22 protein-coding genes are annotated in these 26,836 nt (G+C 56.7%); 10 read left to right on the forward strand and 12 right to left on the reverse strand.

Features of this window, described 5'->3' with window-relative positions; genetic code table 11:
* The first annotated feature begins 81 nt into the window (after window positions 1-81).
* From murJ to ispH, 6 genes are all read left to right on the forward strand, one after another.
* Window positions 82-1,662, forward strand: coding sequence for a murein biosynthesis integral membrane protein MurJ (gene murJ / locus CLH62_RS19450; protein WP_099619845.1), 1,581 nt, complete (start codon window positions 82-84; stop codon window positions 1,660-1,662).
* 82 nt (window positions 1,663-1,744) lie between these two features.
* Window positions 1,745-2,716, forward strand: a complete 972-nt coding sequence (gene ribF / locus CLH62_RS19455; protein ID WP_099619846.1) for a bifunctional riboflavin kinase/FAD synthetase — start codon at window positions 1,745-1,747, stop codon at window positions 2,714-2,716.
* A gap of 83 nt (window positions 2,717-2,799) precedes the next feature.
* Window positions 2,800-5,619, forward strand: a complete 2,820-nt coding sequence (ileS, locus tag CLH62_RS19460) for an isoleucine--tRNA ligase (protein ID WP_099619847.1) — start codon at window positions 2,800-2,802, stop codon at window positions 5,617-5,619.
* Complete coding sequence (gene lspA / locus CLH62_RS19465; protein ID WP_099619848.1) at window positions 5,619-6,146, forward strand: signal peptidase II; 528 nt, start codon at window positions 5,619-5,621, stop codon at window positions 6,144-6,146. The genes ileS and lspA overlap by 1 nt, the downstream gene beginning before the upstream one ends.
* 5 nt (window positions 6,147-6,151) lie before the next feature.
* The gene (fkpB, locus tag CLH62_RS19470) at window positions 6,152-6,604 is read left to right on the forward strand and encodes an FKBP-type peptidyl-prolyl cis-trans isomerase (RefSeq protein WP_099619849.1); all 453 of its coding nucleotides are present in this window, start codon (window positions 6,152-6,154) and stop codon (window positions 6,602-6,604) included.
* Between the two features lie 18 nt (window positions 6,605-6,622).
* A complete protein-coding gene (gene ispH, locus CLH62_RS19475) occupies window positions 6,623-7,576 on the forward strand; it encodes a 4-hydroxy-3-methylbut-2-enyl diphosphate reductase (protein ID WP_099619850.1) in 954 nt (317 codons plus the stop codon).
* 30 nt (window positions 7,577-7,606) lie between these two features.
* Here the strand turns inward: ispH and CLH62_RS19480 are convergent, their stop codons facing one another.
* The 10 genes from CLH62_RS19480 to CLH62_RS19525 all read right to left on the reverse strand — a co-directional run bounded on the left by CLH62_RS19480 (window position 7,607) and on the right by CLH62_RS19525 (window position 18,627).
* On the reverse strand, window positions 7,607-8,011 hold the full coding sequence (locus CLH62_RS19480; protein ID WP_099619851.1) for a type IV pilin protein: 405 nt from the start codon (window positions 8,009-8,011) through the stop codon (window positions 7,607-7,609).
* 47 nt (window positions 8,012-8,058) lie between these two features.
* Window positions 8,059-8,325 (reverse strand): hypothetical protein, encoded by a 267-nt coding sequence (locus CLH62_RS19485; RefSeq protein ID WP_099619852.1) that lies wholly within the window; start codon window positions 8,323-8,325, stop codon window positions 8,059-8,061.
* 174 nt (window positions 8,326-8,499) lie between these two features.
* On the reverse strand, window positions 8,500-11,985 hold the full coding sequence (locus CLH62_RS21290) for a pilus assembly protein (RefSeq protein ID WP_099619853.1): 3,486 nt from the start codon (window positions 11,983-11,985) through the stop codon (window positions 8,500-8,502).
* Between the two features lie 74 nt (window positions 11,986-12,059).
* Window positions 12,060-12,569: a pilus assembly PilX family protein gene (locus CLH62_RS19495; RefSeq protein ID WP_099619854.1), complete on the reverse strand. Its 510-nt coding sequence runs from the start codon at window positions 12,567-12,569 to the stop codon at window positions 12,060-12,062.
* Window positions 12,569-13,696 (reverse strand): PilW family protein, encoded by a 1,128-nt coding sequence (locus tag CLH62_RS19500; protein WP_099619855.1) that lies wholly within the window; start codon window positions 13,694-13,696, stop codon window positions 12,569-12,571. Before CLH62_RS19500 ends, CLH62_RS19495 begins: the two co-directional genes overlap by 1 nt.
* 2 nt (window positions 13,697-13,698) lie before the next feature.
* Entirely contained in the window at window positions 13,699-14,187 is a 489-nt protein-coding gene (gene pilV, locus CLH62_RS19505) for a type IV pilus modification protein PilV (protein WP_170005831.1), read from the reverse strand.
* Window positions 14,184-14,666 carry a GspH/FimT family pseudopilin gene (locus tag CLH62_RS19510; RefSeq protein ID WP_099619857.1) on the reverse strand — a complete coding sequence of 161 codons (483 nt, stop codon included), beginning with the start codon at window positions 14,664-14,666 and terminating at the stop codon, window positions 14,184-14,186. Before CLH62_RS19510 ends, pilV begins: the two co-directional genes overlap by 4 nt.
* Before the next feature lie 160 nt (window positions 14,667-14,826).
* A complete protein-coding gene (locus CLH62_RS19515; protein WP_170005832.1) occupies window positions 14,827-15,399 on the reverse strand; it encodes a GspH/FimT family protein in 573 nt (190 codons plus the stop codon).
* Between the two features lie 127 nt (window positions 15,400-15,526).
* A complete protein-coding gene (locus CLH62_RS19520) occupies window positions 15,527-16,915 on the reverse strand; it encodes a sigma-54-dependent transcriptional regulator (RefSeq protein ID WP_099619859.1) in 1,389 nt (462 codons plus the stop codon).
* A 56-nt stretch (window positions 16,916-16,971) separates the two neighbouring features.
* A complete protein-coding gene (locus CLH62_RS19525; RefSeq protein WP_099619860.1) occupies window positions 16,972-18,627 on the reverse strand; it encodes a sensor histidine kinase in 1,656 nt (551 codons plus the stop codon).
* Window positions 18,628-18,720: 93 nt separating this feature from the next.
* Here CLH62_RS19525 and CLH62_RS19530 point away from each other — a divergent pair, with 93 nt between their 5' ends.
* Window positions 18,721-20,385, forward strand: coding sequence for an NAD+ synthase (locus tag CLH62_RS19530; protein WP_099619861.1), 1,665 nt, complete (start codon window positions 18,721-18,723; stop codon window positions 20,383-20,385).
* A gap of 50 nt (window positions 20,386-20,435) precedes the next feature.
* Here the strand turns inward: CLH62_RS19530 and CLH62_RS19535 are convergent, their stop codons facing one another.
* Window positions 20,436-21,269, reverse strand: coding sequence for an outer membrane protein assembly factor BamD (locus CLH62_RS19535; protein WP_099619880.1), 834 nt, complete (start codon window positions 21,267-21,269; stop codon window positions 20,436-20,438).
* Between the two features lie 146 nt (window positions 21,270-21,415).
* On the opposite strand from CLH62_RS19535, the gene rluD reads away from it, so the two are divergent.
* The 3 genes from rluD to clpB all read left to right on the forward strand — a co-directional run bounded on the left by rluD (window position 21,416) and on the right by clpB (window position 25,902).
* Window positions 21,416-22,393 (forward strand): 23S rRNA pseudouridine(1911/1915/1917) synthase RluD, encoded by a 978-nt coding sequence (rluD, locus tag CLH62_RS19540; RefSeq protein WP_099619862.1) that lies wholly within the window; start codon window positions 21,416-21,418, stop codon window positions 22,391-22,393.
* A complete protein-coding gene (gene pgeF / locus CLH62_RS19545) occupies window positions 22,383-23,138 on the forward strand; it encodes a peptidoglycan editing factor PgeF (RefSeq protein WP_099619863.1) in 756 nt (251 codons plus the stop codon). The genes rluD and pgeF overlap by 11 nt, the downstream gene beginning before the upstream one ends.
* A gap of 187 nt (window positions 23,139-23,325) precedes the next feature.
* On the forward strand, window positions 23,326-25,902 hold the full coding sequence (clpB, locus tag CLH62_RS19550; protein ID WP_099619881.1) for an ATP-dependent chaperone ClpB: 2,577 nt from the start codon (window positions 23,326-23,328) through the stop codon (window positions 25,900-25,902).
* A 44-nt stretch (window positions 25,903-25,946) separates the two neighbouring features.
* On the opposite strand, the gene CLH62_RS19555 is transcribed toward clpB, so the two are convergent.
* Entirely contained in the window at window positions 25,947-26,408 is a 462-nt protein-coding gene (locus CLH62_RS19555; RefSeq protein WP_099619864.1) for a DUF4124 domain-containing protein, read from the reverse strand.
* Window positions 26,409-26,836 lie beyond the last annotated feature (428 nt).

Below are 26,836 nucleotides of genomic sequence, written 5' to 3' on the forward strand. Positions count from 1 at the left end.
CCATTTCATGCCCTGACACAGAAGGCCTGTGGTAAACTCGCCGCAATCTATCCATGTCCACTATGCCAGACCAGAGCCTGCATGCCTTCGGAACCTGAATTACCCCCGGAACAAAAGCAATTACCCAAAGCACCTGGCCTGCTCAGGTCGTCTGGGCTTGTGGGCATCATGACCATGCTGTCCAGGGTGCTTGGCCTGGTTCGGGACATGGTGATTGCCCGTTATTTTGGCGCCGGAGCCGGCGCGGATGCCTTTTTTGTTGCCTTCAAGATTCCCAACTTTCTGCGCCGGCTGTTTGCCGAGGGCGCTTTTTCCCAGGCCTTCGTACCAGTGTTGTCGTCCTACCGGGAAAATCAGTCTCGTTCTGATGTGCAGCGGCTGGTCAATGCCGTGGCCGGTTCGCTGGGCCTGGTATTATTGGGTGTGACACTGGTTGCCATTCTGGGGGCACCGGTACTGACGGCCATTTTTGCGCCGGGGTTTCTCGATGATGAGGTGAAGTTTGCGCTCACCAGCGACATGCTGCGCATCACCTTTCCTTATTTATTTCTGATTTCCCTGACCGCTTTTGCTGGCGGTATCCTCAATAGCTATGATCGCTTCGCCGTGCCGGCCTTTACCCCGGTTCTGCTGAATCTGGCCATGATCGCAGCTGCTATCTGGTTGACGCCGCTGATGGATGAGCCGGTCATGGCGCTGGCCTGGGGTGTCTTCATTGCCGGTGCTCTGCAGTTGTTCTTCCAGCTGCCTTTTCTCATGCGCCTCGGCCTGCTGCCCAGGCCTCGGGTGGATTATCGCCACGAAGGCGTCAGCCGAATCCTCAAATTGATGGTGCCGGCACTGTTCGGGGTGTCGGTCAGCCAGATCAACCTTCTCCTCGACACCGTACTTGCGTCGTTTCTACAGACCGGTAGCGTTTCCTGGCTCTACTACTCTGACCGCCTTGCGGAATTGCCTCTGGGTGTTTTTGGCATTGCTATCGCCACAGTGATTCTTCCCAACCTGTCCCGCAAACACACGGCGGCTTCGCCGGACCAGTTTGCGGCAACCCTGGACTGGGCAGTCCGTGCGGTCCTGCTGATTGGTTTGCCAGCAGCCCTGGCGCTTGCCTTGTTGGCCGAACCACTGATCGCCACCCTGTTCCATTATGGTGAGGTGACCGACCGGGATGTAGCGATGTCGGCTCAGAGCTTGCTGGCATACTCCGCGGGGTTGTTGGCGTTCATGCTGATTAAAGTTCTGGCCCCGGGATTCTTTGCCCGCCAGGATACGAAAACTCCGGTCAAGATTGGTGTCATCGCCATGGTGGCGAACATGGTGTTCAACCTGATTCTTGTATTCCCTCTCGCCCATGCCGGACTGGCATTGGCAACCTCCCTTTCGGCCTGGCTGAACGGGTATTTGCTGTGGCGGGGGTTGCGCAAGGAAGGTGCGTGGCAGGGCCAGCCCGGCTGGCCCCGTTTCCTGCTGCAGATTTTGTTTGCCAATGGTGCGTTGGCCGCTGTTATTTTGTGGCTGAACCCGCCGGTGGCGGTATGGCTGGCGAACGGTGGTTATCAGCGTGCGGCAGATATGGCGATATTGGTGGGTGCTGGTGTGGCGGTTTACTTCGTTGCCCTGGCGCTGGCCGGGGTTCGGGTAAGACATTTCCGCCAGAGGTAAGGTATAATCGCGCGTTTTCTCACCAGCGTTGCGGTAAAAGGTAAACGCTGAAAGCCAGCTGGCAATTGAAGGTTCGCATTACATGCGTCTGATCCGGGGCCTGACCAACCTGAAAAAGCTGTCCCGGCGGGAGGATTCTCCGCTCGCCAACGGGTGTGTCGCCACCATCGGTAATTTCGACGGTGTACACCTGGGCCACAAGACCATTATTGATCAGGTCAGAAGCAAGGCCAAAGCCCTTGGTGTGCCTTCAGTGGTGATGATTTTCGAGCCCCAGCCCCGGGAGTTTTTCCAGGGTAGCGAGGCACCGCCACGGTTAATGGGGTTCCGGCAGAAATTCGAGGAACTGCTGGCCGAGGACGTCGACATGGTTCTGTGCCTGCGTTTTAATCAGGCCTTCCGCAGCTATTCGGCCATGGGTTTTATCGAAGACATCCTGATCGAAGGGCTGGCCGTCCGACACCTGGTGGTGGGCGACGATTTCCGGTTTGGCTGTGACCGGGCCGGGGATTTTGCGCTTCTGAAGAAGGTCGGCCCGGATGCCGGGTTCACGGTTGAGAATACCCGCACGGTAACAGTTAAAGGAGAGCGGGTAAGCAGCACCCGTGTGCGGGAACTGCTCACGGTGAACGGGCTGGAGCAGGCTGAGGCTTTGCTCGGGCATCCCTACCGCATTCGGGGCAGGGTGGTATACGGCAGGCAGTTGGGGCGCCAGATCGGTGCGCCAACGGCGAATATTCTGTTGCACCGGCTGCCAGCACTGCGGGGCGTATATGTGGTCTCCACCACACTGGATGACGGCGCCGTGTACGATGGCGTTGCCAACATAGGCCTGCGGCCGACGGTGGATGGCAAGCAGCCGTCCCTGGAAGTGCACCTGTTTGGCTATACTGGCACACTTTATGGCCAGCATCTGGAAGTCGTGTTCCGGCACGGGCTACGGGACGAGGAAAAGTTCGCTTCCGTTGATGAATTGAAAGAACAGATTGCCCGGGATTTCGAGGATGCCCGTTCGTGGATTTCCGCAAACGGCTCCGAACGAAACGCGCATTGAAACGCCTGGCGGCGCCCCAACGAATAAAAGACTGACCAACACTGACCAAGCCAACACCGACCAAGAGAGTACGCACACAAACCATGAGCGACTACAAGCATACCCTGAATCTGCCGGAAACCGCCTTTCCAATGCGCGGTAACCTGGCCAAGCGCGAGCCGGAAATGCTCAAGCGCTGGCAGGATCTCGACGTCTACGGCAACCTGCGCAAGCAGCGTGAGGGGCGGGACAAGTTCATTCTCCACGATGGCCCTCCCTACGCCAACGGCAGCATTCACATTGGTCATGCGGTCAATAAGATTCTGAAGGACATGATCGTCAAATCCCGCAGCTTTATGGGCTATGACGCACCCTATGTGCCGGGCTGGGACTGCCATGGCCTGCCCATCGAACACAAGGTGGAGCAGGAGATTGGCAAGGCAGGCGTGAAGGTGGACTACAAGACCTTCCGTCAGGCCTGCCGGGATTATGCGACCAAGCAGATCGCCGGTCAGACGGAAGATTTTATTCGCCTGGGCGTGATGGGAGAGTGGGACAAGCCCTATCTGACCATGGATCCGAAGGTGGAAGCCGGTATCGTTCGCGCCCTGGGTAAAATCGTTGCCAAAGGGCACGTGGTTCGTGGTTACAAGCCGGTTTACTGGAGTGTGGTGGGTCAGTCCGCACTGGCAGAAGCCGAGGTTGAGTACCAGGATAAAACCTCTACCCAGATCGACGTTCGCTTCACGGCGGTTGATCAGGCAAAAGTGCTTTCTCTCTTTGGTACGGATAAGGGTGAGGGCGATGTGTCGGTTGTCATCTGGACCACCACACCCTGGACCATCCCGGCCAACCAGGCGGTGTCCCTGAATGCCGGGCTTGACTATGCGCTGGTCCAGGCCGATGTGGGCCAGGGACCAGAGCGGATGATCCTGGCCGCCGATATGGTTGAAGGCATCATGGCCCGCTGGGAGGTGGAACAGTATGAAGTGCTGGCTACCTGTTCCGGTGCCGCGCTTGAGCACCTGACCCTACAGCACCCGATTTACGACAAGCAGGTGCCGGTCATTCTGGGGGATCACGTATCCACCGAGGCCGGCACCGGTGCTGTCCATACCGCTCCGGATCACGGTATGGAAGACTTTGAAGTGGGCAAGGCCTACAACATCGGTACCATCAACCTGGTTCAGGCCGACGGCACCTACACCTCGGCGGCCGGTGAACTGGCCGGTGTGCATGTATACAAGGCCGATGAGCCCGTTTGCAGCGCGCTGGAGCGTGAAGGCAAGCTTGTTCGCTCGGAAAAGTTCCGGCATAGCTATCCTCATTGCTGGCGCACAAAGACTCCGCTGATCTACCGGGCGACGCCCCAGTGGTTTATCAGCATGGACAAGGAAAACCTGCGCGCCGACGCGCTGAAAGCGATCAAGGGTGTTCGCTGGGTGCCTTCCTGGGGCCAGAACCGTATTGAGGCCATGTTCAACCAGTCTCCGGACTGGTGCATCTCCCGTCAGCGCACCTGGGGCGTGCCCATCACCCTGTTTATCCACAAGGAGACCCAGGAGCTGCACCCGGACACCCAGAACCTGATCGAAAAGGTGGCCCAGCAGATCGAAGAGGGCGGTATCGACGCCTGGTACGATCTGGATGCGGCTTCCCTGTTGGGCAGCGATGCCGAGCAGTACGAGAAGGTGACGGATACCCTGGATGTCTGGTTCGATTCCGGTGTGACCCACGAGTCGGTCCTGCGGGTACGCGAGGAACTGGGCCAGTTCCCGGCGGATATGTATCTGGAAGGTTCCGACCAGCACCGTGGCTGGTTCCAGTCGTCCCTGAAAACCTCCATCGCCATGAACGGTGTGGCTCCGTACAAGCAGGTCCTGACCCACGGCTTCACCGTCGATGGCAAGGGTCACAAGATGTCCAAATCCCTGGGTAACGTGATCGCGCCCCAGGAGGTCATGAACGAGCTGGGTGCCGACATCCTGCGCCTGTGGGTGGCCGCAACCGACTACAGCGGCGAAATGACCGTCTCCAAGGACATCCTGCGCCAGACCGCCGATGGCTACCGCCGGATCCGGAATACCTCCCGCTTCCTGCTGAGCAACCTGACCGGATTTGATCCGGAGCAGCACATGGTGGCGCCGGAGGACATGATTGCCCTGGATCGCTGGATGGTGGATCGCGCCCTGCAGTTGCAGGAAGAGCTCCACGAAGACTATTGCAACTATGCCTTCCTGCGAATCTATCAGAAGGTCTACAACTTCTGTGAAGCCACGCTGGGCGGCTTCTATCTGGACATCATCAAGGATCGCCAGTACACCACACAGGCCGACAGCCTGGCCCGTCGCTCCTGCCAGACGGCCCTGTATCATGTGGCCGAGGCCCTGGTTCGCTGGATCGCGCCGATTCTCAGCTTCACGGCTGACGAAATCTGGCAGCACCTGCCCGGCAAGCGCGGCGATACCGTGTTCTACGAAACCTGGTATGAAGGCCTGACCGCGCTTCCGGAAAACGACGAGCTGGGCCGCGACTACTGGCGCGAGATCTACAGCGTCAAGGAAGCCGTCAACAAACGCCTGGAAGAGGCTCGGGCGCGGGGAGAGATCAAAGGCTCCCTGAGTGCGGAAGTTACCCTTTACTGTGAAGGGGACCTGGCGGCAGACCTGAAACACCTTGGTGAAGAGCTGCGTTTCGTCCTGATCACCTCTGAGGCCACAGTAAAGCCGGTGTCCGAGGCAGGCGATGCCGAGATGACCTCCCACGAAGGCCTTCGGGTGAAGGTGACACCGGCTGCCTATACCAAGTGCGAGCGTTGCTGGCACCACCGGGAAGATGTCGGCCGTAACGCGAAGTACGTCGACCTCTGTGGCCGCTGCGTCACCAACGTGGAAGGGCCGGGTGAAGCCCGTTCCTACGCCTGATGGACGCAGCTATGTCTGAGCAGCAGGACGTCGGTAACAAGTTGAAGTGGCTGTGGCTGGCTGTGCTGGTGATCATTCTGGATCTCGGCACCAAAGCCATGGCCACGGCCATGCTGACCTATGGTGACCCGGTTCCGGTTATCCCCATGTTCAATCTGACGCTGCTCCACAATACGGGAGCAGCCTTCAGCTTTCTGGCCGGTGCCGATGGCTGGCAGCGTTGGTTCTTCGTAACCCTGGCCCTGGTAGTCAGCGTTGTGCTGATCTATTGGCTGAAAAACCTGCAGCGCCACGAAACCTGGACTGCCGTTGCCATCGTACTCATTCTCGGCGGCGCCCTGGGCAACGTTTACGACCGGGTGGTGCATGGCTATGTGGTCGACTTCCTGCATTTGTACTGGCAGGACTGGCACTTCCCTGCCTTTAACCTCGCCGACACCGCCATCACCATCGGTGCTGCCATGATGATTCTTGATATGTTCCGCAAACCCGCCGATTCCGACGGGGATGCCAAAAGGAGTGACTAGCTCTTATGAACGAACTGCCTGTAGACAAGGGTACCCGGGTCAAACTGCATTTCGCCCTGAAGTTTCCGGATGGTGAAGTGATCGATTCCACCTTCGAAAAAGAACCGGCCACCCTCGAAATCGGCGATGAAAACCTGCCCGAAAACTTCGAGGCCTATCTGATGGGCATGAAGGCCGGTGATCAGGGCAGCTTTCAGGTACCGCCGGAAAAAGCCTTTGGCCAGCACAACCCCAACAACGTGCAAGCATTCAAGCGCCACGAGTTCAGCCCGGATATGGTGCTTGAACCAGGCGTAATGATTTCGTTCGCTGATGCCCGCCAGAGTGAGTTACCCGGTGTTGTCAGCCGCGTGGAAGGCGACGAAGTGGAGGTGGATTTCAATCACCCCCTGGCCGGGCGTACACTGACGTTTGAAGTACAGATTATTGATGTGGAGCCGGTCGGACCGGCCCACTAACTAACGCAGCAGGTTGATATGCAGATCCGACTCGCTAACCCCCGTGGCTTCTGTGCCGGTGTAGACCGCGCCATTGAAATCGTCAACCGCGCCCTGGATGTCTTTGGCGCGCCGATCTACGTGCGCCACGAAGTTGTACATAACAAATTCGTGGTGGACAACCTCCGCAACCGCGGCGCTATCTTCGTTGATGAACTGGACGAAGTTCCGGACGACAAACTCGTCATCTTCAGCGCCCATGGCGTCTCCCAGGCGGTGCAGAACGAAGCCGCCCGCCGCGGCCTGAAAGTGTTTGATGCCACCTGCCCACTGGTCACCAAGGTCCACCTGGAGGTCATGCGCTACAGCCGCGACGGCCGCGAGTGCATCCTGATCGGCCACCACGGCCATCCAGAGGTGGAAGGCACCATGGGGCAGTACGACCACAGTAGCGGTGGCGAGATCTACCTCGTGGAGAACGAGGAAGACGTGGCCAAGCTGGAAGTGAAAGACCCCGCGAAGCTTTCCTATGTCACCCAGACCACTCTTTCCATGGACGACACCGCTCGTGTCATCGACGCCCTGCGTGCCAAATTCCCCGAAATCCAGGGGCCTCGCAAGGACGACATCTGCTATGCGACCCAGAACCGCCAGGATGCTGTGAAGCAGCTGGCCGGTGACTGTGATCTGATGCTGGTAGTGGGCTCGCCGAATAGCTCGAACTCTAACCGCCTGAGGGAGTTAGCGGAGAGAATGGGAACGCCGGCTTACCTGATTGATGAGGCGTCACAGATTAACGCTCAGTGGGTGGAAGGCAAGAAGGCTGTGGGTGTGACTGCCGGCGCATCAGCCCCGGAGGTTTTGGTCAACGATGTAATCAGCCGTCTTCGGGAGCTTGGTGGCAGTGTTCCCGAAGAGATTGCGGGCAGGGAGGAGAATATTGTGTTTTCGATGCCAAAAGAACTTCGAATCGAAGCCATTGAGATCACGTGAGTCCAATGGCTTCGATTTTTCTCTATCGCATTACCAGCAGCCTGCCTGAGCCGCTCCTCGATTCCCTTGCTCGTCGAGCGTAAGAGTTCCGCAATCGTCGTTTGCCTGACCTCCCGTCGGGACTGCCTGCAAGGTAAACGTATCTCGAGTCGCATTTCCCACGAAGCTGATGTTGTAAAAGGCCGTTCCGTTCTGTGGTGACTGGTTGAATGGCAAAACAGGATTGTTCCCGGCATCGCGGTAGTCAAACCCGTTAGAATACCGACGCTCCATCCACTGCGTCAGTTCGAGTAGATCTGATTGTGCGGTGGTTCTTCTGGTTTGCTCAATCTGGTTTTGATAGAGCGGAAACGCGATGGCCGCAATGATTGCGATGATCGCAACCGTAATCATCAGTTCAATCAGGGTAAAGCCGGTGTGCAACTTTGTTTTCAAAATCTTTGTCCCTTGCCAAGTGGTTTGTCGTTTTGCAGGGTCTCGTTTCACTGACCAATTACTGTAATGCTGCGGACAACGCGGGCGCCGGATCGATCATCCGCCACGCCTCCGAGCTCCAGACCCACTCGATTGCCAGGTTCAATTCGCTGGATAACCTGCTCCCTCGACCAAGAGGCGTCATTGAATCGAATAACGCGATCCAGAACAAACGAATAATCATCGACAATCAACATGGATGAGTCCGAATGAACAAAATTGACAGTTCCCTCAAAAAACTCATCGTTGAGTGACAGCGAAGAATCATCTGCCATTTCCTCCTGGGCCCTGGTAGTCGGCGAGACCAGAAAACCCGCTATAAAAACTGCAAGTGAAAACAGGATTACGGAGTAAACCCTACCTGATAAAATTGAATGTAAACGAGTTATCATAATGTTTTCCTGCTACTCAAAAAGAAGGTTTGACCCGGTCTGGGGTGGAGCAGCTTCTTAACGAAGCTGCTCCCAGGTTTGACGCCCGATGTTTGAGTCCAGAGACCTTGCGCAGACACCGTCCTCGCAAGGATCTCCCGGGGAGAGTTGTGTCGGATCGAGGCCCGGGATTAAGACTTCGGCACCGCCGTCGTCGGTTGCGATGGTACGGTTTTCGCCGCCAAAGCCTACTTGGATGCCGCTAGGCGCGCCACCGCCGCCACCGCCGCCACCGCCACCGGAGCCACCGCCACCGGAGCCACCGCCACCGGAGCCACCGCCACCGTTAAAGCCTCCCACCATGTCGCCCGTGTTGAAGGTTCCATCGCTATTCAGATCAAATACTGGAGTTTCTGACGGCGCTCCAGATGTCAGCTTAAGGTCCATGATAAAGCCCGTTCGTCCGCTGCCGCATGGATCACTGTCCGGGATTACTGTGGTAAAGCGGATCCGGTCCGGGTTAACTCCGAAAGGGAAGGTCGCTCGGCTGATTACTCGCTCTCCCAACTTGTTTGAGTTGTAGGCAAGATCCAGGTACCAGCCATCTTCATTGGTGAGCTCGTTGTTGGACGTGTCGCGAACAGTGAAGCTATTGGTGCCATTGCCGGAAGCCTTGTTTACGACAATGTCCTTCTGTTGGGCGATGGTCTGCTCAAGAAGGTCTGATCGCCCCAGCCCGGATGCAAAAAGGTCGTCCTTGATGGCGTAGAGTGACTGTATGTCATAATCACCTTCGTCACCGCTGCGCAGAAAACTGCCGGTTCCGAATCCAATGACAATCTCATTCTTTTTGTTCGGGTTGAGGGCAACCCGTGGCGCAACGGTGATTGGCTGAGAATTTCCCGCAGGACTAGAGGCAGTGAACACCTTGGTCGCTGACCAGTTTGCCAGTTTGCCAGTGAGGTCGAAGCGCCATAGATTGCCCAGAAGGTCTCCGCCGTAAGCGTATCGAGTCACAGCGTCTGTCTCGGGGAAGCTGGTAATAGTTGCAGAAGCGAGGCCGTTCACGCTTGATGTGCTGCCAGCCCCAGTCTGTAGCTCTTTGAGGAGCGTGCCGGACTCAAGGTCAACCACGAACAGGCTGGACTGGCCACTGGTGCCGTTGTACCCGTTGCCGAAGATGGCCACCCAAGTTCCGTCGTCGAGACGGGAAATCTGCGGGTCTGTCACGCCATAGCCGAGATTTGCGTGCTGGAATTCCCAAAGTACATCGTCCGCTGGCGAGAAAGATCCAGGCTCGGTTATGTCAAGTGCGAATACAGTTTTTCCTCCCGCACCCATGGTGCCCACAAGGAGAGTGCGCCATTCCTTGGAGCCGTTGCCGTCCTTGTCTATGTAGGCATCCTGGACTCTTGGAGTGCCGTCCATGAAGTACTTGTGAATGTAATTGGGTTGCATGAGCTCTGATATTCGAGCGTAAGTGTTTGATCCGGAAGGGAGTAACAGCTCTGAGGGTACATAGCCGAATAGCTCTTTGCCGGTTTCGCTGTTGAACGCATGAAGGATGCCGTCATTGGCTGGTACATAAAGTACGTCGATACGATTCTGATAAGATGAGGTTGAGCGAAACGAGCCGTAGCTGGAACCTTCAGCACCGCCAAGACGAGCAAAACCATAGTTGGTTTTGCCAACGAACTGTGGATTGGCGTTGATGACATCGCCGAGAAGCCGCAGAACTTTTGCGCCACCAGCATCTTGGACCTCTCGGTCTCTGAATGTTGGGTCGGCGTTGTTATCTCCATGAAGCCAGGCGAGACGTTTGTGTCCAAGATTATCCTGGGCGGTATTCAGAGTTGGATCAGCATTCAAAGCATCCTGCTGAGCCGCTGAGAGATTGGAAAGGGAACTGGCTGATGAAAATTCCAGTTCAATTCCCTGATTGCCATTATGGGTAATCAGTTTGCGGTCAGCAGGAAGAGTTTGTGCAAGTATATCTTCAGCATTCCAAATCTCGGTACCCTGATCAAAATTGAAACCTGTCAGGGTGCCAGACCAGTCTTCACTGCGAAAACCAGCGAAGAAGCCGAGGGAATCCGCTCGCAATACCGCAGAGCTTACTGCGGCGGCGGAAGCCGACGTTTGTGAGCGAGCTATTACATCCCCGAGGAAACCCTGAATTTCGGTAGTGAACTCAGTTGGATTCTGCGCACTGGCGTAACCTCCGCGACCGTTTATCGCCGCATGCAGTAAGTCGTCGATGTTTTGGGGGCTCTGGTTCGAACCGGGTTCTGGCCAGCTAATTGTGATTCCCTTGGTTGAGTCGAGCGCCGCAATTGCATCTGCTTCCTTGATATCACCAATGACACCTAGCCCGATAGTGAACGTGGTCATGTGCTGCCAGAATGCAGGGTCCGTTGAGGTAACCGGGACTTTGTCACCAAGGTCTGTGCGCAGGTCACTTTTCCAATACTTCATGGCGACGTCGGCCAACGTATCGGAATAGCTATCTGTGAAGGGCGACACAGCCTGGTAGCTGAAGTCGGAGCCATTCGGATCCGGGTTGGTGTGGGAAGGTCCTGCTGTATTGTCGACATTTCCCACACTAGGGCTGTTGCCGTTCCAGATACCATCTGTCATGAGCAGGGCGAAGCTCTGTCTGCACTCGATGTGAGAGGTATTGTCGTTTGTGCCCGGAATTTCTCCCCATGGGCCCTGGTTGTCGGTTCGGGAGTAGTACTCGCCTATGTCTTTTAGGGCCGTCCTGAGTGGTGTGCCACCATTAACGTTCTTGTTGTGCAGCCAAGTCAAAAACTGCTGACGCCGGGCCGCCGTATAAGGACGCACTCCACTTACTAACGTGTCGGTGTCACTCACTCCGTCAATAGTGTTGTCGTTGACGTTGATGGCGCCATAGCCAATTCGAATATTCTCAGGCAGATCAAAAAACGCTTCAGTGATTCCGGACTTTGCCGCCAAGGTTCGTGTGCTGTAGTAGGAAAACCAGTTTGCATAGTTCTGCTTGACTTCCGCTGAAGCGTTGTTTAACAAAACGGAGGTATAACAATTGTCTTGTCTGGGATTGCTGTCACAACTCGTGGAGGAGTTGAATTGCATGTAGAAGCCTTCTTCAATGCTTCCGATCTGGTCAAAGCGAATGTAGTCGCTGAGATCGTCTGTACCAGCCGAAGTATTGAAACCATCCACCCAGGCGTTGGTATAGCTTGAGTTAGGGTAACGGCCGGTGCCGTCGGGCTTGTAAGGAGGCCGGTAGGTTACTGAAGGATCGTAGTAAACTTTGTTGACGCGGCTTGAGTAGTAGTAGTTGTTTCCCGCCCGATTGCCCAGATCATCGGGCATGTAGCGCCATGCCATGGATCCTGAATCGTCATAAATAAAGACCAGGTTTGAATCGACAGATTCCTTCAGGAATAGGGGTACCTGGGCAATGTTGACCTGTGCCAGTGCAGACTGTGCCGTGCATATCGTTAGCATTAGGCTGGCCGCAAATGTGCCAAGCTTAGTAAAGCGGGAGCGGTTGGGTAATTTTTGCTTGGATGTCTTCATGGCGAACTCTCCAGTTGGAGTCAGCAAATCGTTTTGATGTTTTGCAAATGGTAGCTATTTCCAGAAACCATCGATCATTCGGGTGGTAGCAAAACCGTTGATTGAAGGACGGTGATTGCTTCATTACTCCCCCCTTGAGCGCGTGATGTAGTCAGATAACGTTCAAAGCAGGGCTGGCCCGGTTCAATTGGGCAGACATCGGCCAGTCGAGCGAGATGATAGACAGGCTGTGCACTTACATCAGGTCCGGCATTTCCGGTACCGGACGCGGCAGGGTTGGCGCCGTCCCAGTCCCACGGGCTGGCGAGCAAGGTCTCGTTGTAGGCGTTCTGGCGAGTCACCAGAGTATTCAGGATATCGTTTTCACCTTGTCTCAAAGCCGCTTCTGATGCCTGAAATGACATCGCCCCGTCATGGGCATTGCTCGCCATGCGCTCCTGCATTACTGACCCCTGCATGCCACCTATCGCAAGTAGTGAGATCAGAAGCAGCATGACAAGGGCGACGATGAGCGTCGCGCCTCTCTGCTTGTTGGAGCGGGGGAATGATCCGATCGAGGTCACCGGTCTATCGAGTGCTTTCATTACATCCTCCCCCTCAGGGCCGTTGTGCTAACGGACACGAGCCGGACCCGCCGATCTCCGTTGTTCGCCTGAGCGACTTCGCTGCCCAGCATGTCGAAGCTGCGGTCATTTTCCTCATCAAGGACCTCATCCTGGCTCCGGGTCAAAACCGAGAAACGAACGCTCGCGACGGAATCCCAGTCAGCCACCTGGTTTGCAGGCAGATAACTGTCTGCGGCATTAGTTCCGTTGGTATCCACGCCGTACAATATTTGTAGCGTTTCCACGCCTGAAACCAGTTCCTGTGGGGCCTGGAGAGGCGTCATCAGCCTACGGAAAAGTGCCGGCTCCCCATTAGTTCCCTGCCCGATGTAGTAGGCCATCGAAGTGAACTCGTAAACTCTGGTCTGGGGGTCGTAGGGCAGGTTGAAATTATTGCCATTGTTACCAGGGTTGACATTACCGCCCGCCATGGTGATTGCACTGGCGCTCGCGTTGTTGCTTTTCTGGAAAAGCTCTCCCTCGGAACAGTCTCCTCGGGTTGCGAGAACCACCCTGTTTACATCAACCCCGGAGCTCCCCGTCAGGTTAATGCTGTTGCCATTTTGCGGGTTGGCTGCATTCACCGGCACCCCCAGCGGCGTCAAGGCATTAACTATGATTACATCGGAATTAGTTACAACGGAACCCACGAGATTGGCGGGGAGGTTCGCGCCCGCTGTGCCAGAGGTCCAGTTTCCGGCTGTGGGAGTGGCTAGAGCGCCCGCCAAAGTTATGCTGTCACCAGGGCCGGTACCAGTGTATTCCCACCCTTGAACCGCCTGCGTCAAAGGTACTGTCAGACCGCCATTCAATCGGTTATCAACCACCTGATCAAGCGGCCGCCCCATTTCCGCCAGGCAGCCGAAGCTACCGGCCGTGCGGAGATCAGGATTGAGGACCGCCGACACAAACCGGGTGCTCTCCTGCGCGTGGGCCAGGCCCTGGGTCTGGCGGTAGGTTTCGTTGCCACTGAGGTAAATCTGGGTGACGCCAAGGGTCAGCAGAAGTCCAAGTGCCATTGATATCAGCAGTTCAATCAGTGACAAGCCCAATTGGCCGGTCGCAAACTTTGGTGCCGGAAGGCGAGAAGGTGCGGGCTTTGACATGATCAAATCTGTGTCCTCACTACTACGGGGTTCATGGCCTGGTCGTCCTGATCCCAGTCGATCGATACCGTTACTGTGTTGCCATTCACCGCCACGGTACGTTGTGCAGCCGGAAGCAGGCAGGCAAGACTGTTCTCCCAGGCAGCAATATCGTTCGCTGCCACCGTGGCGTTGGCCGGGACGAATGAGGTATCACAGGCGCCATTGTCACCACCCTGAGCATTGCCCTGAGCCAAAGCATAAGCGCCCGGGTTGTCTGCATTAGCGCGAATCCGGTCCAGGATATCTTCTGCCAGCAAGACAGCCTGACTCCGGCTTTGCGATTGGGAGTTCATCTGCAGGGAGACAACCTGGGTGGAGGCGACCCCGAGTATGCCAATGCCGAGTACTAGGACCGTGACCAGAATTTCGATCAGGCCAATGCCGGCTTGTGACTTGAGTGTTGTCGCACAATGCTTTGGTTTGGTTTGCACAGGGAATGCTTGGCTCACGGGCATACTCCGTCGTCTATTTCTGTTCGTCCGACCGGGCTGATTCGGATTGTCCGGAAGGTGATGTCTCCACTGGCACAAGCGTTTGGTGCGACGGTAAAGGTCTGGGCGGTTTGGGGCACAAGAAATCCCCGGCGGTCAAACACCAGGTCGCCCGCTGTCTCAGTGAAGGTAAGGTTGCCCGGCGACTCGAAGCCGCGAATCTGGTCATTGGCGCAGTCTCCGGTTGCATCACCGTCGTGGACACACCAGCCACTGGCCAAGCCACCATCAGAGCTGAAAGTGACTGTAGTGCCACGCTTTATAGCTTCCGTTCTGGCAAGTTTGATCGACGACACCAGCAGGTTGGTACCGGATACCAATCTGTTACCTTCAATTAACCTGCCGAAACCGGGGATCGCGACGGTGGCAATGATCGCTAGCACCACCATGGTAATAAGCAACTCAATTAGCGTGAAACCTGCCGTTCTTTTCAACATGCCATATCCCGTTGGTTAGCCTCAGAGTAGTAGATCAAAGGTGCCAGCGGGATGCATCGGCCAACCGACGAACGGTTGAAGTCGGGGAATAAGCGGCATCTGGTTTTTCGGGTTGTGACGAAAGTCACGCTTTGTTGCCAGTTGTGAAATTATCTGTTGATCAGGTGCTCGGGCAGGTGATTGTGGTGCCCCATGGAAGTCTGATCGCACCATCGCCGTCCTTATCACGAAGGGTTCTCAGGCGCCCACCGATGTTAAGTGCGAGGTAGCTCATTGCTGCACTCTGATCGCCAGATTGAGAGCATGCAACAAGACTTCCCATGGTGCCGTGACTCATGCCGTTGGGAGCCAGTTGAAAGTAGCCCCTTCCCGCTGTTCTTGAGTAAAGCCTCGAATTGCTTTTCGTAAGATTGAAAACTCTATGGATGCGGCCATTGTCCGGGCGTTTGTCGTTGTTTCTGTCGGGGAAAACAGACACCGGCCTATTCCAGTCATCAATGCACCGCAGTGCAGCAGAGAGCGGACAAATGGTTGTGAGGGTTTTCTGATGTACGGCGTAGGATCGCGCCAAAGCAAACATTCGATACGTGCCATTAACGATATCGGTATGACGGGTTTCGGAGATCAAGCGCGTCCAGGAGGTGCTGGCGATACCAGCCAGGAAGGCCAAAAGTGCAAGGGTCAGAACGAGTTCAACCAGAGTGAAGCCCCTGGCTTTCATTAGAAGCTGCATAGTCAACATCCATGTTGATTGGTAATTGATCGAGAAGCGCTTTTTTACATCCTGTAGAAAAGCGCCTGAGAGTTTACCGGAAAAAAAGTGATTGCGTCCCCCCGAACAGCATCTTCTGGGATGGAGATCACTCCATCCCCAACTTCTTCAACCGATACCGCAACGCCCGAAAACTGATCCCCAACCGCTTCGCCGCCGCCGTCTTGTTCCACCGGGTCGCTTCCAGCGCCTTCTCGATGGCTTGCCGTTCGATCTTCTCCAGGTATCCCTCCAGATCGATTTCCCCATCCGGTACGGTAAAATTCTCACCTTCGCTGGTCTGGCCCTCCGCAATGATCTGGGAGGGCGACGCCGCATGTTGCACGCCATTCCCTAGGTGCAAGTCGTCAGCATCAATCTGGTCGGCATCGCACAGGGTAAAGGCGCGCTCCAGAACATTCTCCAGTTCCCGCACGTTTCCGGGGAAATCGTAGCCCTTGAGGCGATCAATGGCAGCGGGAGTTAGCGTGGCGGGATCGCACTCATATTCCCGGGCAATGCGGTCAAGAATGTGGCCGGCCAGCAGGGGGATGTCATTCTCGCGCTCCCGCAGCGGCGGAACGGCCAGCTCGATCACGTTGATCCGGTAGAACAGATCCTGGCGGAAGCTGCCTTCCTGAACAAGTTCCGGCAGGTTTTTGTGGGTGGCGCTGAGCACCCGGATATCCACCGGTACTTCCTTGGTGTCGCCCACGGGGCGGACAGCTTTTTCCTGGATGGCACGGAGCAGCTTCACTTGCATGGCCAGCGGCAGGTCTGCAACTTCATCCAGAAACAGAGTGCCGCCGTTGGCCGAGCGGAACAGACCGTCCTTGTTTTCCACCGCACCGGTAAAACTGCCTTTCTTGTGCCCGAAGAACTCGCTCTCCATCAGTTCCGAGGGAATCGCACCACAGTTAACGGCAACGAAAGGCCCTTCACGGCGAGGGCCCTGCAGGTGGATCATTCGGGCGACCAATTCCTTACCACTGCCGGACTCGCCACTGATAAATACCGGGGCCTGGCTTCGGGCCAGCTTCCGGGTCTGGTTTCGCAGTTTTCGTATTTCGGGGGATTTTCCGAGCAGAAGGCCGGGCTCATCTGCGGCGTCTTCGGTATCCGTCTTGGGTTCCGACAGCTTCAGTGCACTGTTGACCAGTTCCCGGAGGCGCGGGAGTTCAACTGGCTTGGACACAAAATCAAAGGCGCCAGCTTTAAGGGACTCGATGGCGGTATCCATATTGCCATACGCAGTAATGACGGCAACGGGAGTGGCCGGAGCATGCTGCTGGATCCACTGAACCAGCTCAATGCCATTGCCGTCGGGCAGGTTCATGTCGGTGAGGCAGAGGTTCGGTTTGTTATGTTCCAGCAACGCCAGAGCGGTGGTGAGGTCGGGTGCCGTGACTGTTTTTATCCCCATCCGGGTCAGGGTAATTTCTAGCAGTTCCCGGATGTCCGGTTCGTCGTCAACGATCAGCGCTGTGTATGTGGTCATCTTTTGTCTTCGGTTCCATGTCGTTATTCATACGCCCGATATCCGCCGGCGTCGGGTCAGATCATTCGCCCCGGATGAGCGAACGTAATGCGGAAACAGCAGCCCGGCTTGTTATCTTCTACGAGGGAAAGGTGCGCCTGGTTAGCCTCGCACAGTTCCCGTGCCAGATAAAGTCCGAGCCCGGTTCCGGTCTTGTCTGTCGTGAAAAACGGCTCAAAAACCGAGCTTCGGTTTTCCGGAGCAATTCCGGGGCCCAAGTCACGGACATCGATATATGCTCGTTTGCCATCACTGGTTGCCCCGGCATGTATTCCGATCTTTCGCTGGCCGGAGTGCTGTTCACTGTAGCGTAAACCGTTATCGCAAAGATTCACCATCACCTGTTCAATCTGACTTCTGTCGAACCGTGCGGGAGGCAGCTGCGGATCGATTTTCAGAATGATATTGGCAGCCGTACAGTCGTCGTCCTGTGTCTGGAGGAAGTCTTCCCTGAATTCCTGGAGCCAGGGCGCCAGCTCAATAAGATCCGCATCGGCGGCCCGGCGCCGGGAGAGGTCCAGAACATTCTCGATAATGCCATTCACCCGGCGGGAGTGGCGCCGAATGATACCAAGCATCTGGCGGTCGCCGGGCTCCAGGTTCGGGGCTTCTTCCATCAACTGTGCCGCATGGCTGATCGCGCCCAAGGGGTTGCGAATCTCGTGTGCGATACCTGCGGTGAGTCGCCCAAGAGAAGCCAGTTTCATCTGCTGTGCCTGCTGGGTGACCTTGCTCATGTCTTCAATGAATACAAGGATCTGGTCGCCTCGCTCCTGATCCAGTTGAGTGAAGTTTGCCTGCAGTAACGGAGATGTGGGGGAGGGCTGGAAGGGTTCGATACGGCGAGTGGGGTCCTCAAGCCAGGCATCCAGGCCCAGTTTCAGGGGCTTGGGCAGCACGGTTGCGTACGTATGACCCGTACCCGAGGCTTTTGGCGCGCCGTACAGAAGTTCTTCGGCGGCCGCATTGGCCAAACGGATCTGGCCAAACCGGTCCAGCACGAGTATGCCGGTGCGCATGCGTTGGATAATCTGCTGGTTGATCTGCTCCAGCTCGGCAATGCTGCGGGCCCGGCTGGTCGCCAGGGCTTCACTTCGCATCATTCGGCGGGAGATATACTGCAACAAGACGGCCGCTGCAAAGTAGAGTATGCCCAGGGAGCCGGCACGGACGATATCATCGGCGGATTCGCCCAGTGCCAGAACCGCCCACCCCGAGATGCCAAGGGAACAGATGGCGGCCAGTGCGGCATAGAAGGTTCCCATGCGGCTTGGCGTAAGAATGTTGCCCGCGGCCACGGAAACAATAACGAGGTTGGCCAGGCCGTTGGTTATGCCGGTGCTGGTGAGCAACAGTCCGTGCATGATCAGGATATCCAGCAGGATCGAGAGCGTGATGTGCCGTTGGCTCGGGTGGAAGCCGGCTATCAGAAGCAGGGCAATAAAGGCGTTCAGGGCAAGGTAGGCGGAAACGCCGGCCTGATAGTAGTCCAGCAGCCGGAACCGCATATCAAAATTGACCGGGTCGACAAACAGCAACGCCACCAGCATCAGGCTGACCACAAGACGATAGTGGTTATAGATCCTGAACAGCTTTGCCTGCTGCACTCCGGACGGCGTGGTGGGTGCCGGGCCGAGAGTGTCAGTTGAACGTAACGGTGTATCTACTGCCATGATTTACAGGAATCCACTGTTGGTCGGGAGAAATCCTCGCGCTTGCGGGGTTATAATAGCCTTTTCATGGCAATGAGTTACAGGAGCTGATTTATGTCCGTTTCCGGAAAACAGGCCGCCGCCGGAGTGTCGGCCAGAAAATTGCGGGTGGTGATGGCCCAGCTGGATTTTCTGGTCGGTGATATACCCGGTAATACTGAGCTTGTAATTGGTGCGGCTCGCCGCGCGGCATCGGACCACCAGGCGGACATTGTGGTTTTCCCGGAACTTTGCCTGACTGGTTATCCGCCAGAGGACCTGCTGTTGCGGCCGAGCCTTGAGGTCCGGGTTAATGAAGCTCTTGGGCGTCTGCAGGAGGAAAAACTGGAGCCCGCCATCGTAATCGGAGCCCCCCTGCGTCACGGCGCGCTCCTGTATAACGCGGCCGTGGTTATCGATGGTGGCGAAATAACGGGTCGGTACTTCAAGCGCTTCCCGCCCAATTACCAGGTTTTCGATGAAAAACGGTACTTCGCTGAAGGTACGGATGTTCTGACTCTGGATATCCGCGGTGTTCAGGTTGGCATCACCATCTGTGAAGACATCTGGAAGGAAGGGCCGGTTGAAGATTGCGCCGCGGCTGGAGCCCGGCTGATCCTGAACCTGAATGCATCCCCGTACGACATCGACAAACAGGCTCGCCGGAAGGCGCTGCTGGAGCGTAAGACCCGGGAGAATCTTGTCAGCATTGTGTATGTGAATCTGGTAGGTGGCCAGGACGAGCTGGTCTTCGACGGTGGTTCCATGGTGTTCGATCACTCCGGTGTACTGATGGCAGAAGCGCCCCAGTTTGGTGAGGGGCTTTATCCGGTCGATTTTCTCTGTGAGCTCCACTGCCAACCGGTTTCCCGCCCCTTACCCGAAGAGCCCTCGTTGGAAGCTAATGTGTACAAAGCTCTGGTGACGGGCGTTCGGGATTACGTGAACAAGAATGGGTTTAAGTCAGTGGTTTTGGGGCTGTCTGGCGGCATCGACTCGGCAGTTACCCTGGCGGTGGCGGTCGATGCCCTGGGTAAGGACCGTGTCCGTGCGGTAATGATGCCTTTTCGCTTCACCTCCAGCATGAGTCTTGAAGATGCCGAGGCCGAGGCGGTAGAACTTGGGGTGCAGTACGACGTGTTCTCTATTGAACCCATGTACGATGCCTTCATGGAAACCCTGGCCGGACCGTTTGAGGGCACCCGCCCCGACACGACGGAAGAGAATCTTCAGGCCCGCCTGCGCGGTGTTCTGCTGATGTCCCTGTCCAACAAATTCGGGTCGCTGGTGCTGACGACGGGCAACAAGAGCGAGATGGCCGTGGGCTATTCAACCCTTTATGGCGATATGGCTGGTGGTTTCGACGTGCTCAAGGATGTCCCGAAAACCCTGGTGTTCCGGTTGGCCAAATACCGAAATACGGTCTCCCAGGCAATTCCGGAGCGCGTCATCACCCGGCCGCCCTCCGCAGAACTGGCGCCAGACCAGAAAGATGAGGACAGCTTGCCCGGTTACGATGTCCTGGACCAGATCCTGAATCTCTACGTGGAGCGGGATTTCAGTGCCGACGCCATTGTTTCGGAAGGCTTTGACCGGGCCGATGTGGAGCGGGTTATCCGCCTGGTGGACATCAACGAATACAAGCGGCGCCAGGCGCCGATCGGCGTACGAATTACCGAGCGTGGGTTCGGCAAGGATCGCCGATATCCGATTACCAATGGCTGGAAAAGCGGTAAGTAACCTAATACGGGGGCAGATAAAGCTTTCATTTGCCCCCCAACGTCAGTTTGTTATTCGTCGCCCATCAACCCAAAAGTGACCACGTTGGTGAGTGAGCGATTCTCTCCCTTCAGCAGGTCGGCATCGAACTCGCCATTATCGTTAAACGCTTCGCTGTCCGGAAAGTTGGTGCGAAGCAGGGCGATGGCGTCCTGCGCCCCCTTTTTCAGGTCCAGGAACTGATAGGTTTCAGCCATGATGATCATGGCCTCTTCAACGGAGGGCGATGACGGGTAGTTCTCCACCACATAGCGACCACGATTGTTTGCCGCTACGTAGGCCTGGCGCTTGATGTAATAGCGTGCTGCGTGAATTTCCAGTTCGGCCATACGGTTGCGAATTGCGATCATGCGCTGGCGGGCATCAGCCACGTACTGGCTGTCCGGGTAGCGATTGAGCAGTTCCGAGAAGTCCCTGAAGGATTGCATTTGCTCACCTGGGTCCCGGGCGGCCACGTCGATCGGGAAGTAGCGGGCCGCAAGCCCTAGGTCCAGGTTGTAGGAGGCGAGTCCGCGCATATACAGGGCATAATCAGCGTGGTCACTTTGCGGGTTCAGGCGCAGAAAGCGGTCGGCTGCCGCACGGGCACCTTCAAGATCCAGGTTCTGGTAGCGGGCATAGATAAGATCAAGCTGAGCTTGCTCGGCATAGCGGCCAAACGGATAGTAGGTTTCCAGCGAGTCCAGATTTTGTTCCGCTTCATTAAAATTCCCGGAGTTCATGGCCTGGCGGGCATTCTCGTAGTAGGTCTTCTCCGGAAGCACTTCTTCCTGCTTGTTGGAAGCGCAGGCACTGACCAGAATAACCAGTGTGGAAAGTAGCAGTAAACGAAGACCTGATCTCATGCCGTAATCCCGTATAATGTCGATTAATTCAAGGGCAGCCATTGTAGCGGGGAAGTTGCTCTATGTGCAGAGGCATCTGAAGAGGAACGCCCTGCTGTTTCAAAGAATCTGACCGAAACGTAACACACACAGGCCCTGGGGGCTTAATGTCATCTGAAAATCGAATCGTCGCCAGCTTTGTTGTACCACCGGCGTTGAGTGACCGGCGCCTGGATCAGGCAGCGGCAGAGCTGATGCCCGAACACTCCCGTTCGCGGCTGCAATCATGGATTAAAAGTGGTGCGTTGACAGTAAATGGTGAGGCGCGTAAGCCTCGGGACAAGGTGATGCTGGATGATCGCCTGGAGCTGGACGCCGAGCCGGAAGTTCAGGTGAGCTGGCAGGCTGAGAAAATCTCCCTGGATATTGTCTACCAGGACGAGCATCTTCTGGTTATCAATAAGCCCGCCGGGCTTGTGGTGCATCCAGCGGCCGGCCACGCGGATGGCACTCTGGTGAACGCGCTGCTGAACTATGCCCCGGAAGTAGAGAATCTTCCCAGGGCAGGTATCGTCCACCGGCTTGATAAGGATACATCGGGCATAATGGTGGTTGCGCGCAGTCTGATTGCCCACACCTCTCTGGTAGACCAGTTGCAGACCCGAACCATGGGGCGGGAATACGAAGCGGTCGTGGTCGGCACGCTGACGGGTGGTTCAACGGTGGACGCGCCCATTGGCAGGCACCCCCGGGAGCGCAAGAAGATGGCGGTGGTTGCTTCGGGCAAGCCAGCGGTAACCCACTACAGGCTGTTAGAACGTTTTGCCGCCCACACGCTTATCCGCTGCAAACTTGAAAGCGGTCGTACTCACCAGATCCGGGTGCATATGGCCCATGTCAAACACCCACTGGTAGGTGATCCCATGTATGGCGGTCGCCTGCGGCTTCCCAAGGGAACCACTGAAGAACTGCGCGAGGCGCTCTCCGCGTTCAACCGCCAGGCGCTCCATGCCCGGCAACTTACGCTGGAGCATCCGCAGACCGGAGAAATCCTGAGTTGGGAAGTGCCCCTGCCGGAGGATATGGTGGAATTGCTGGCAGCACTCAGAAAGCATGTGAAAGACATGCAAAGCAATGAATTCTGAGTTGCCCCTGATTGATCCGGCCTGGCCAGTGCCGCCCAATGTCAGGTCGGCCTGCACAACTCGTATTGGTGGCCTAAGCCAGCCCCCTTGGGATTCCCTGAATCTGGGTGATCACGTTGGGGACAGGCCCGATGATGTCCTTGAAAACCGTTCGCGGTTAGCGCGGCAAGCCGGGTTGGGGCCGGGCAGTCTTGCCTGGTTAAGCCAGATTCACGGCACCCGGGTCGTGGAAGTCGCCCGCGGGAATCTCAACCGCCTGCCCGAAGCCGACGCCAGCTTTACCCGGGAGTCGGGCATCGCCTGCGTTATTCTGACGGCGGACTGCCTGCCGGTTATCCTGGCCGATCGGAAGGGCCAGGTTGTAGGTGCCGCACATGCGGGCTGGCGGAGTTTGTGTGGTGGGGTTCTGGAAAACCTTGTCGAGGCCATGGCGGTCCCGCCAGAGGAGTTGCTGGCCTGGATGGGGCCGGCGATTGGCGCCGGGCAATTCGAGGTCGGCCCGGAAGTGCGGGATGCATTTCTGGCGGTTGATCCGAGGGCTGACAGTGCCTTTGCGAAGCCCGGCGCACGTCCCGGTCATTTCATGGCCGACATCTATCACTTGGCCCGTCAGAGGCTTCAGAGCGCTGGCGTAAATGCGGTCTCCGGAGGAGGCTTCTGCACAGTGACGGACACCGCCCGCTTTTACTCTTACCGCCGTGATGGCCAGACTGGCCGGTTGGCAACGCTGGTTTGGCTGAGCTGATCGTTTGTCTCTGAATCCTGCCAACCCGTCCCGCGACTGATTCCCGTCAATTTTCTGACAGTTTGTTGCCTTGCCCGCTTGAAGTCCCCCAGTCTGCCCCTACATTTAAGGTCAAAGCAATTCGAGTGTTGACTGAGTCGCGATGACTCACCAGAGCATTCGCAAACCGAATCGGGGAACTGAAATCATGAGAATCGACAAACTGACCAGCCGGCTTCAAACCGCACTTGCGGACGCCCAGTCACTGGCTGTGGGTAAGGATCATAACTTTATCGAACCGGTACACCTGATGCAGGCGCTTCTTGATCAGGAGGGCAGCGCCATCAAGCCATTACTGAAGCAGGCGGGTGCCGAGCCCGGGCGCGTTCGCCAGGCCATTGCCCGTGAAATCGAAAACCTGCCGGAAGTGCAAGGGTCGGCCGGTGATGTCTCCATGTCCAATGATATGGGGCGCCTGTTCAATATAGCCGACAAGCTGGCCCAGAAGCGGAAGGACCAGTTCATCTCCAGTGAGCTGATGTTGCTGGCGGCGCTGGAAGACCGAGGCACCCTGGGTCGGGTACTTCGTGAGCAGGGCGTCGACAAGGCTGCCCTGGAGAAGGCGATCAGCGAGGTTCGTGGCGGTGAAGCCGTAAACGATGCCGGCGCGGAAGAAAATCGCCAGGCGTTGTCCAAGTACACAATCGACCTGACCGAGCGCGCAGAGGCCGGCAAGCTGGACCCGGTGATTGGTCGTGACGATGAGATCCGGCGGACGATTCAGGTGCTGCAGCGTCGCCGGAAGAACAACCCGGTACTCATTGGCGAGCCCGGCGTGGGTAAGACTGCCATCGTTGAAGGTTTGGCGCAGCGCATCGTAAATGGCGAGGTGCCTGATGGTCTCAAGGACAAGAAAGTCCTGTCCCTGGATATGGGCTCGCTGATTGCTGGTGCCAAATTCCGGGGCGAATTCGAAGAGCGGTTAAAAGCGGTGTTGAATGAGCTGTCCAAGCAGGAAGGACAGATCATCCTGTTTATTGACGAAATTCACACTGTGGTAGGTGCCGGCAAAGCTGAGGGCTCCATGGACGCTGGCAATATGCTCAAGCCGGCGCTGGCCCGGGGCGAGCTGCATTGTGTGGGCGCCACCACCCTCAATGAATACCGTGAGAACATCGAGAAAGACGCGGCCCTTGAACGCCGGTTTCAGAAAGTGCTGGTTGATGAACCCAGCGAAGAAGACACCATCGCAATCCTGCGGGGGCTGAAAGAGCGCTACGAGGTGCACCACGGTGTTGAAGTCACCGATAGTGCCATTATTGCTGCTGCGAAACTGTCTCACCGTTACATTGCTGACCGGCAGCTGCCAGACAAGGCCATTGATCTGGTGGACGAGGCAGCCTCCCAGATTCGCATGGAAATGGATTCCAAGCCTGAGCCCCTGGACCGCCTTGAGCGCCGCCTGATTCAGCTGAAAATTGAACGGGAAGCCCTTAAAAAGGAGACCGACCCGGCTTCGAAGAAGCGCTTGTCTGAGTTGTCGGATGTGATTACGGGTGTGGAGCGCGAATACGCGGATCTGGAAGAAGTCTGGAATACAGAAAAGGCAGCCCTCCACGGCTCACAGAAGATCAAAAGCCGCCTGGAGCAGGCCCGGATTGATCTTGAAAACGCCCGCCGGGCGGGTGACCTTGGCAAAATGTCCGAGCTTCAGTACGGGCAGATCCCGGAGCTTGAACGCCAGCTGGATATGGCCAGTCAGGCCGAGATGATGGAGATGACATTGCTCCGGAACCGGGTGACAGAAGAGGAGATTGCCGAGATCGTCTCCAAGTGGACAGGTATTCCTGTCTCCAAGATGCTCGAGGGCGAGCGTGACAAGCTGATGCGCATGGAAGAGGCGCTCCATGGCCGCGTCATTGGCCAGGACGAAGCCGTGGAAGCGGTCTCCAATGCGGTGCGCCGCTCCCGGGCGGGATTGTCCGATCCTAACCGGCCCAACGGTTCGTTCCTGTTTCTTGGTCCGACCGGTGTCGGTAAAACCGAGCTGTGCAAGGCCCTGGCATCCTTTCTCTTTGACACCGATGAAGCCATGGTTCGGATTGATATGTCCGAATTCATGGAGAAGCACTCCGTGGCTCGCCTGATTGGTGCGCCCCCGGGGTATGTCGGTTATGAGGAAGGTGGGTATCTGACCGAGGCGGTTCGCCGTCGTCCCTATTCGGTGCTGTTGCTGGATGAGGTGGAAAAAGCCCACCCGGATGTCTTCAACATCCTGCTGCAGGTGCTGGAGGACGGACGCCTGACGGATGGCCAGGGTCGCACGGTGGACTTCCGGAACACTGTAATTGTGATGACCTCAAACCTCGGCTCGGACATCATTCAGCAGAAGGCCGGGGAAGAGAACTACGAATCCATGAAGAACGCGGTCATGGAGGTTGTCGGCACGCATTTTCGCCCTGAGTTTATAAACCGGGTGGATGAAGTGGTGGTGTTCCATCCGCTCGCGGAAAGCCAGATCCAGGGCATTGCCAAGATTCAGATCGAGTTTCTGAGCAATCGCCTGAAAGACCAGGATATGAAACTGGAACTGGATGAGGCGGCCATGGAGCTGCTGGCGCAAGTGGGCTACGATCCGGTATACGGTGCCCGGCCACTGAAGCGGGCAATCCAGCGGATGATCGAGAACCCGCTGTCCCAGCGCCTGCTAAAGGGAGAGTTTATGCCGGGTGATGTCATTCGTGGCACGGTGAAGGATCACCATCTGGACTTCACCAAGGCGTAAATGAAACCAGGGTCAGATGAAAACTTTCATCTGACCCTTTTTTTCTATTGTTCTTGCGGGCCGCAGTTTTCTTCGGCAATCCGTTCGAATTCTGCCCGTTTCTCGGCAATCTCTTCCTCGGACAGATAGCGCTGCTCACCATCTTCCTCAATACGGATGCGGGCATTGCGGTCGATCACGTCCAGGTTTGAGCGGGCTGTTGCGCAATTTGCCTCCCGCTGTTTCCGGCGGGCTTCCTCGACGGCCGTTTCCTGCCGTTTCTCCGCTTCACCTTCCTGCCGGTCCTGCATGTCCTGCAGCCGCTCCTGCGGGCTTTGTTTTTTCCCGGCAGCATCCGAAGAGGTGCCGGAGCGAACATTTACACGTTCGGCCTTCGCGCCTGTGGGCTGCCGGTCACCAAAGTGGGTAACCCCGTTTTCGTCGGTCCATTTATAGACAGAGGCGCTCATGGCGACACCTGGTACTACGGCCAGTAATAAGGTCAGCGTCAGGATTTTTCTGTTCATGGCTCTACTCGCGTATGTTCACTGCTCCCGGGCAGGCAGACAACCTGGATACACCGGGCCCGTTTTTCTCTTTCGATTATGGCCTATCATGCCATCGGTGCTGTGGATTTTCTTCTGTCTGGTTCAAATCTTTGCACCGGAATTGCGCCGAGTGTGGCAGACCGGCGGCCAGTATAGGCACAGAAACCTGCAGCTGCTATTGACAGGGAGTTTAGCGCTGTCAGAATTACCGATTGCCTGAAGACTGGGGTCAATACGGCAGGCAATCCCGAGCGAGTATCCCCCGTTAATCACCACACTGAACGCGCCGCGCATTGGTCGCGGGATGGTTGTTGCTTACGTGCAACCCGTTGATTGGCCGTTCTCCGCAACCCTCAGGAGGGCGGCTGGCCAGGAGACAACCTCTTTTTAAGGTGTGGAGGAGCAGC

Origin of the sequence: Marinobacter guineae (assembly GCF_002744735.1) — a bacterium.
GTDB lineage: Bacteria > Pseudomonadota > Gammaproteobacteria > Pseudomonadales > Oleiphilaceae > Marinobacter > Marinobacter guineae.

Bases quoted from the DNA above. Each gene is read 5' to 3' on its own strand.
- murJ (WP_099619845.1), top strand. From the start codon at position 82: ATGCCTTCGGAACCTGAATTACCCCCGGAACAAAAGCAATTACCCAAA.
- ribF (WP_099619846.1), top strand. From the start codon at position 1,745: ATGCGTCTGATCCGGGGCCTGACCAACCTGAAAAAGCTGTCCCGGCGG.
- ileS (WP_099619847.1), top strand. From the start codon at position 2,800: ATGAGCGACTACAAGCATACCCTGAATCTGCCGGAAACCGCCTTTCCA.
- lspA (WP_099619848.1), top strand. From the start codon at position 5,619: ATGGACGCAGCTATGTCTGAGCAGCAGGACGTCGGTAACAAGTTGAAG.
- fkpB (WP_099619849.1), top strand. From the start codon at position 6,152: ATGAACGAACTGCCTGTAGACAAGGGTACCCGGGTCAAACTGCATTTC.
- ispH (WP_099619850.1), top strand. From the start codon at position 6,623: ATGCAGATCCGACTCGCTAACCCCCGTGGCTTCTGTGCCGGTGTAGAC.
- CLH62_RS19485 (WP_099619852.1), bottom strand. From the start codon at position 8,325: ATGGCAGATGATTCTTCGCTGTCACTCAACGATGAGTTTTTTGAGGGA.
- CLH62_RS21290 (WP_099619853.1), bottom strand. From the start codon at position 11,985: ATGAAGACATCCAAGCAAAAATTACCCAACCGCTCCCGCTTTACTAAG.
- CLH62_RS19495 (WP_099619854.1), bottom strand. From the start codon at position 12,569: ATGAAAGCACTCGATAGACCGGTGACCTCGATCGGATCATTCCCCCGC.
- CLH62_RS19500 (WP_099619855.1), bottom strand. From the start codon at position 13,696: ATGTCAAAGCCCGCACCTTCTCGCCTTCCGGCACCAAAGTTTGCGACC.
- CLH62_RS19510 (WP_099619857.1), bottom strand. From the start codon at position 14,666: ATGTTGAAAAGAACGGCAGGTTTCACGCTAATTGAGTTGCTTATTACC.
- CLH62_RS19515 (WP_170005832.1), bottom strand. From the start codon at position 15,399: ATGCAGCTTCTAATGAAAGCCAGGGGCTTCACTCTGGTTGAACTCGTT.
- CLH62_RS19520 (WP_099619859.1), bottom strand. From the start codon at position 16,915: ATGACCACATACACAGCGCTGATCGTTGACGACGAACCGGACATCCGG.
- CLH62_RS19525 (WP_099619860.1), bottom strand. From the start codon at position 18,627: ATGGCAGTAGATACACCGTTACGTTCAACTGACACTCTCGGCCCGGCA.
- CLH62_RS19530 (WP_099619861.1), top strand. From the start codon at position 18,721: ATGTCCGTTTCCGGAAAACAGGCCGCCGCCGGAGTGTCGGCCAGAAAA.
- CLH62_RS19535 (WP_099619880.1), bottom strand. From the start codon at position 21,269: ATGAGATCAGGTCTTCGTTTACTGCTACTTTCCACACTGGTTATTCTG.
- rluD (WP_099619862.1), top strand. From the start codon at position 21,416: ATGTCATCTGAAAATCGAATCGTCGCCAGCTTTGTTGTACCACCGGCG.
- pgeF (WP_099619863.1), top strand. From the start codon at position 22,383: ATGAATTCTGAGTTGCCCCTGATTGATCCGGCCTGGCCAGTGCCGCCC.
- clpB (WP_099619881.1), top strand. From the start codon at position 23,326: ATGAGAATCGACAAACTGACCAGCCGGCTTCAAACCGCACTTGCGGAC.
- CLH62_RS19555 (WP_099619864.1), bottom strand. From the start codon at position 26,408: ATGAACAGAAAAATCCTGACGCTGACCTTATTACTGGCCGTAGTACCA.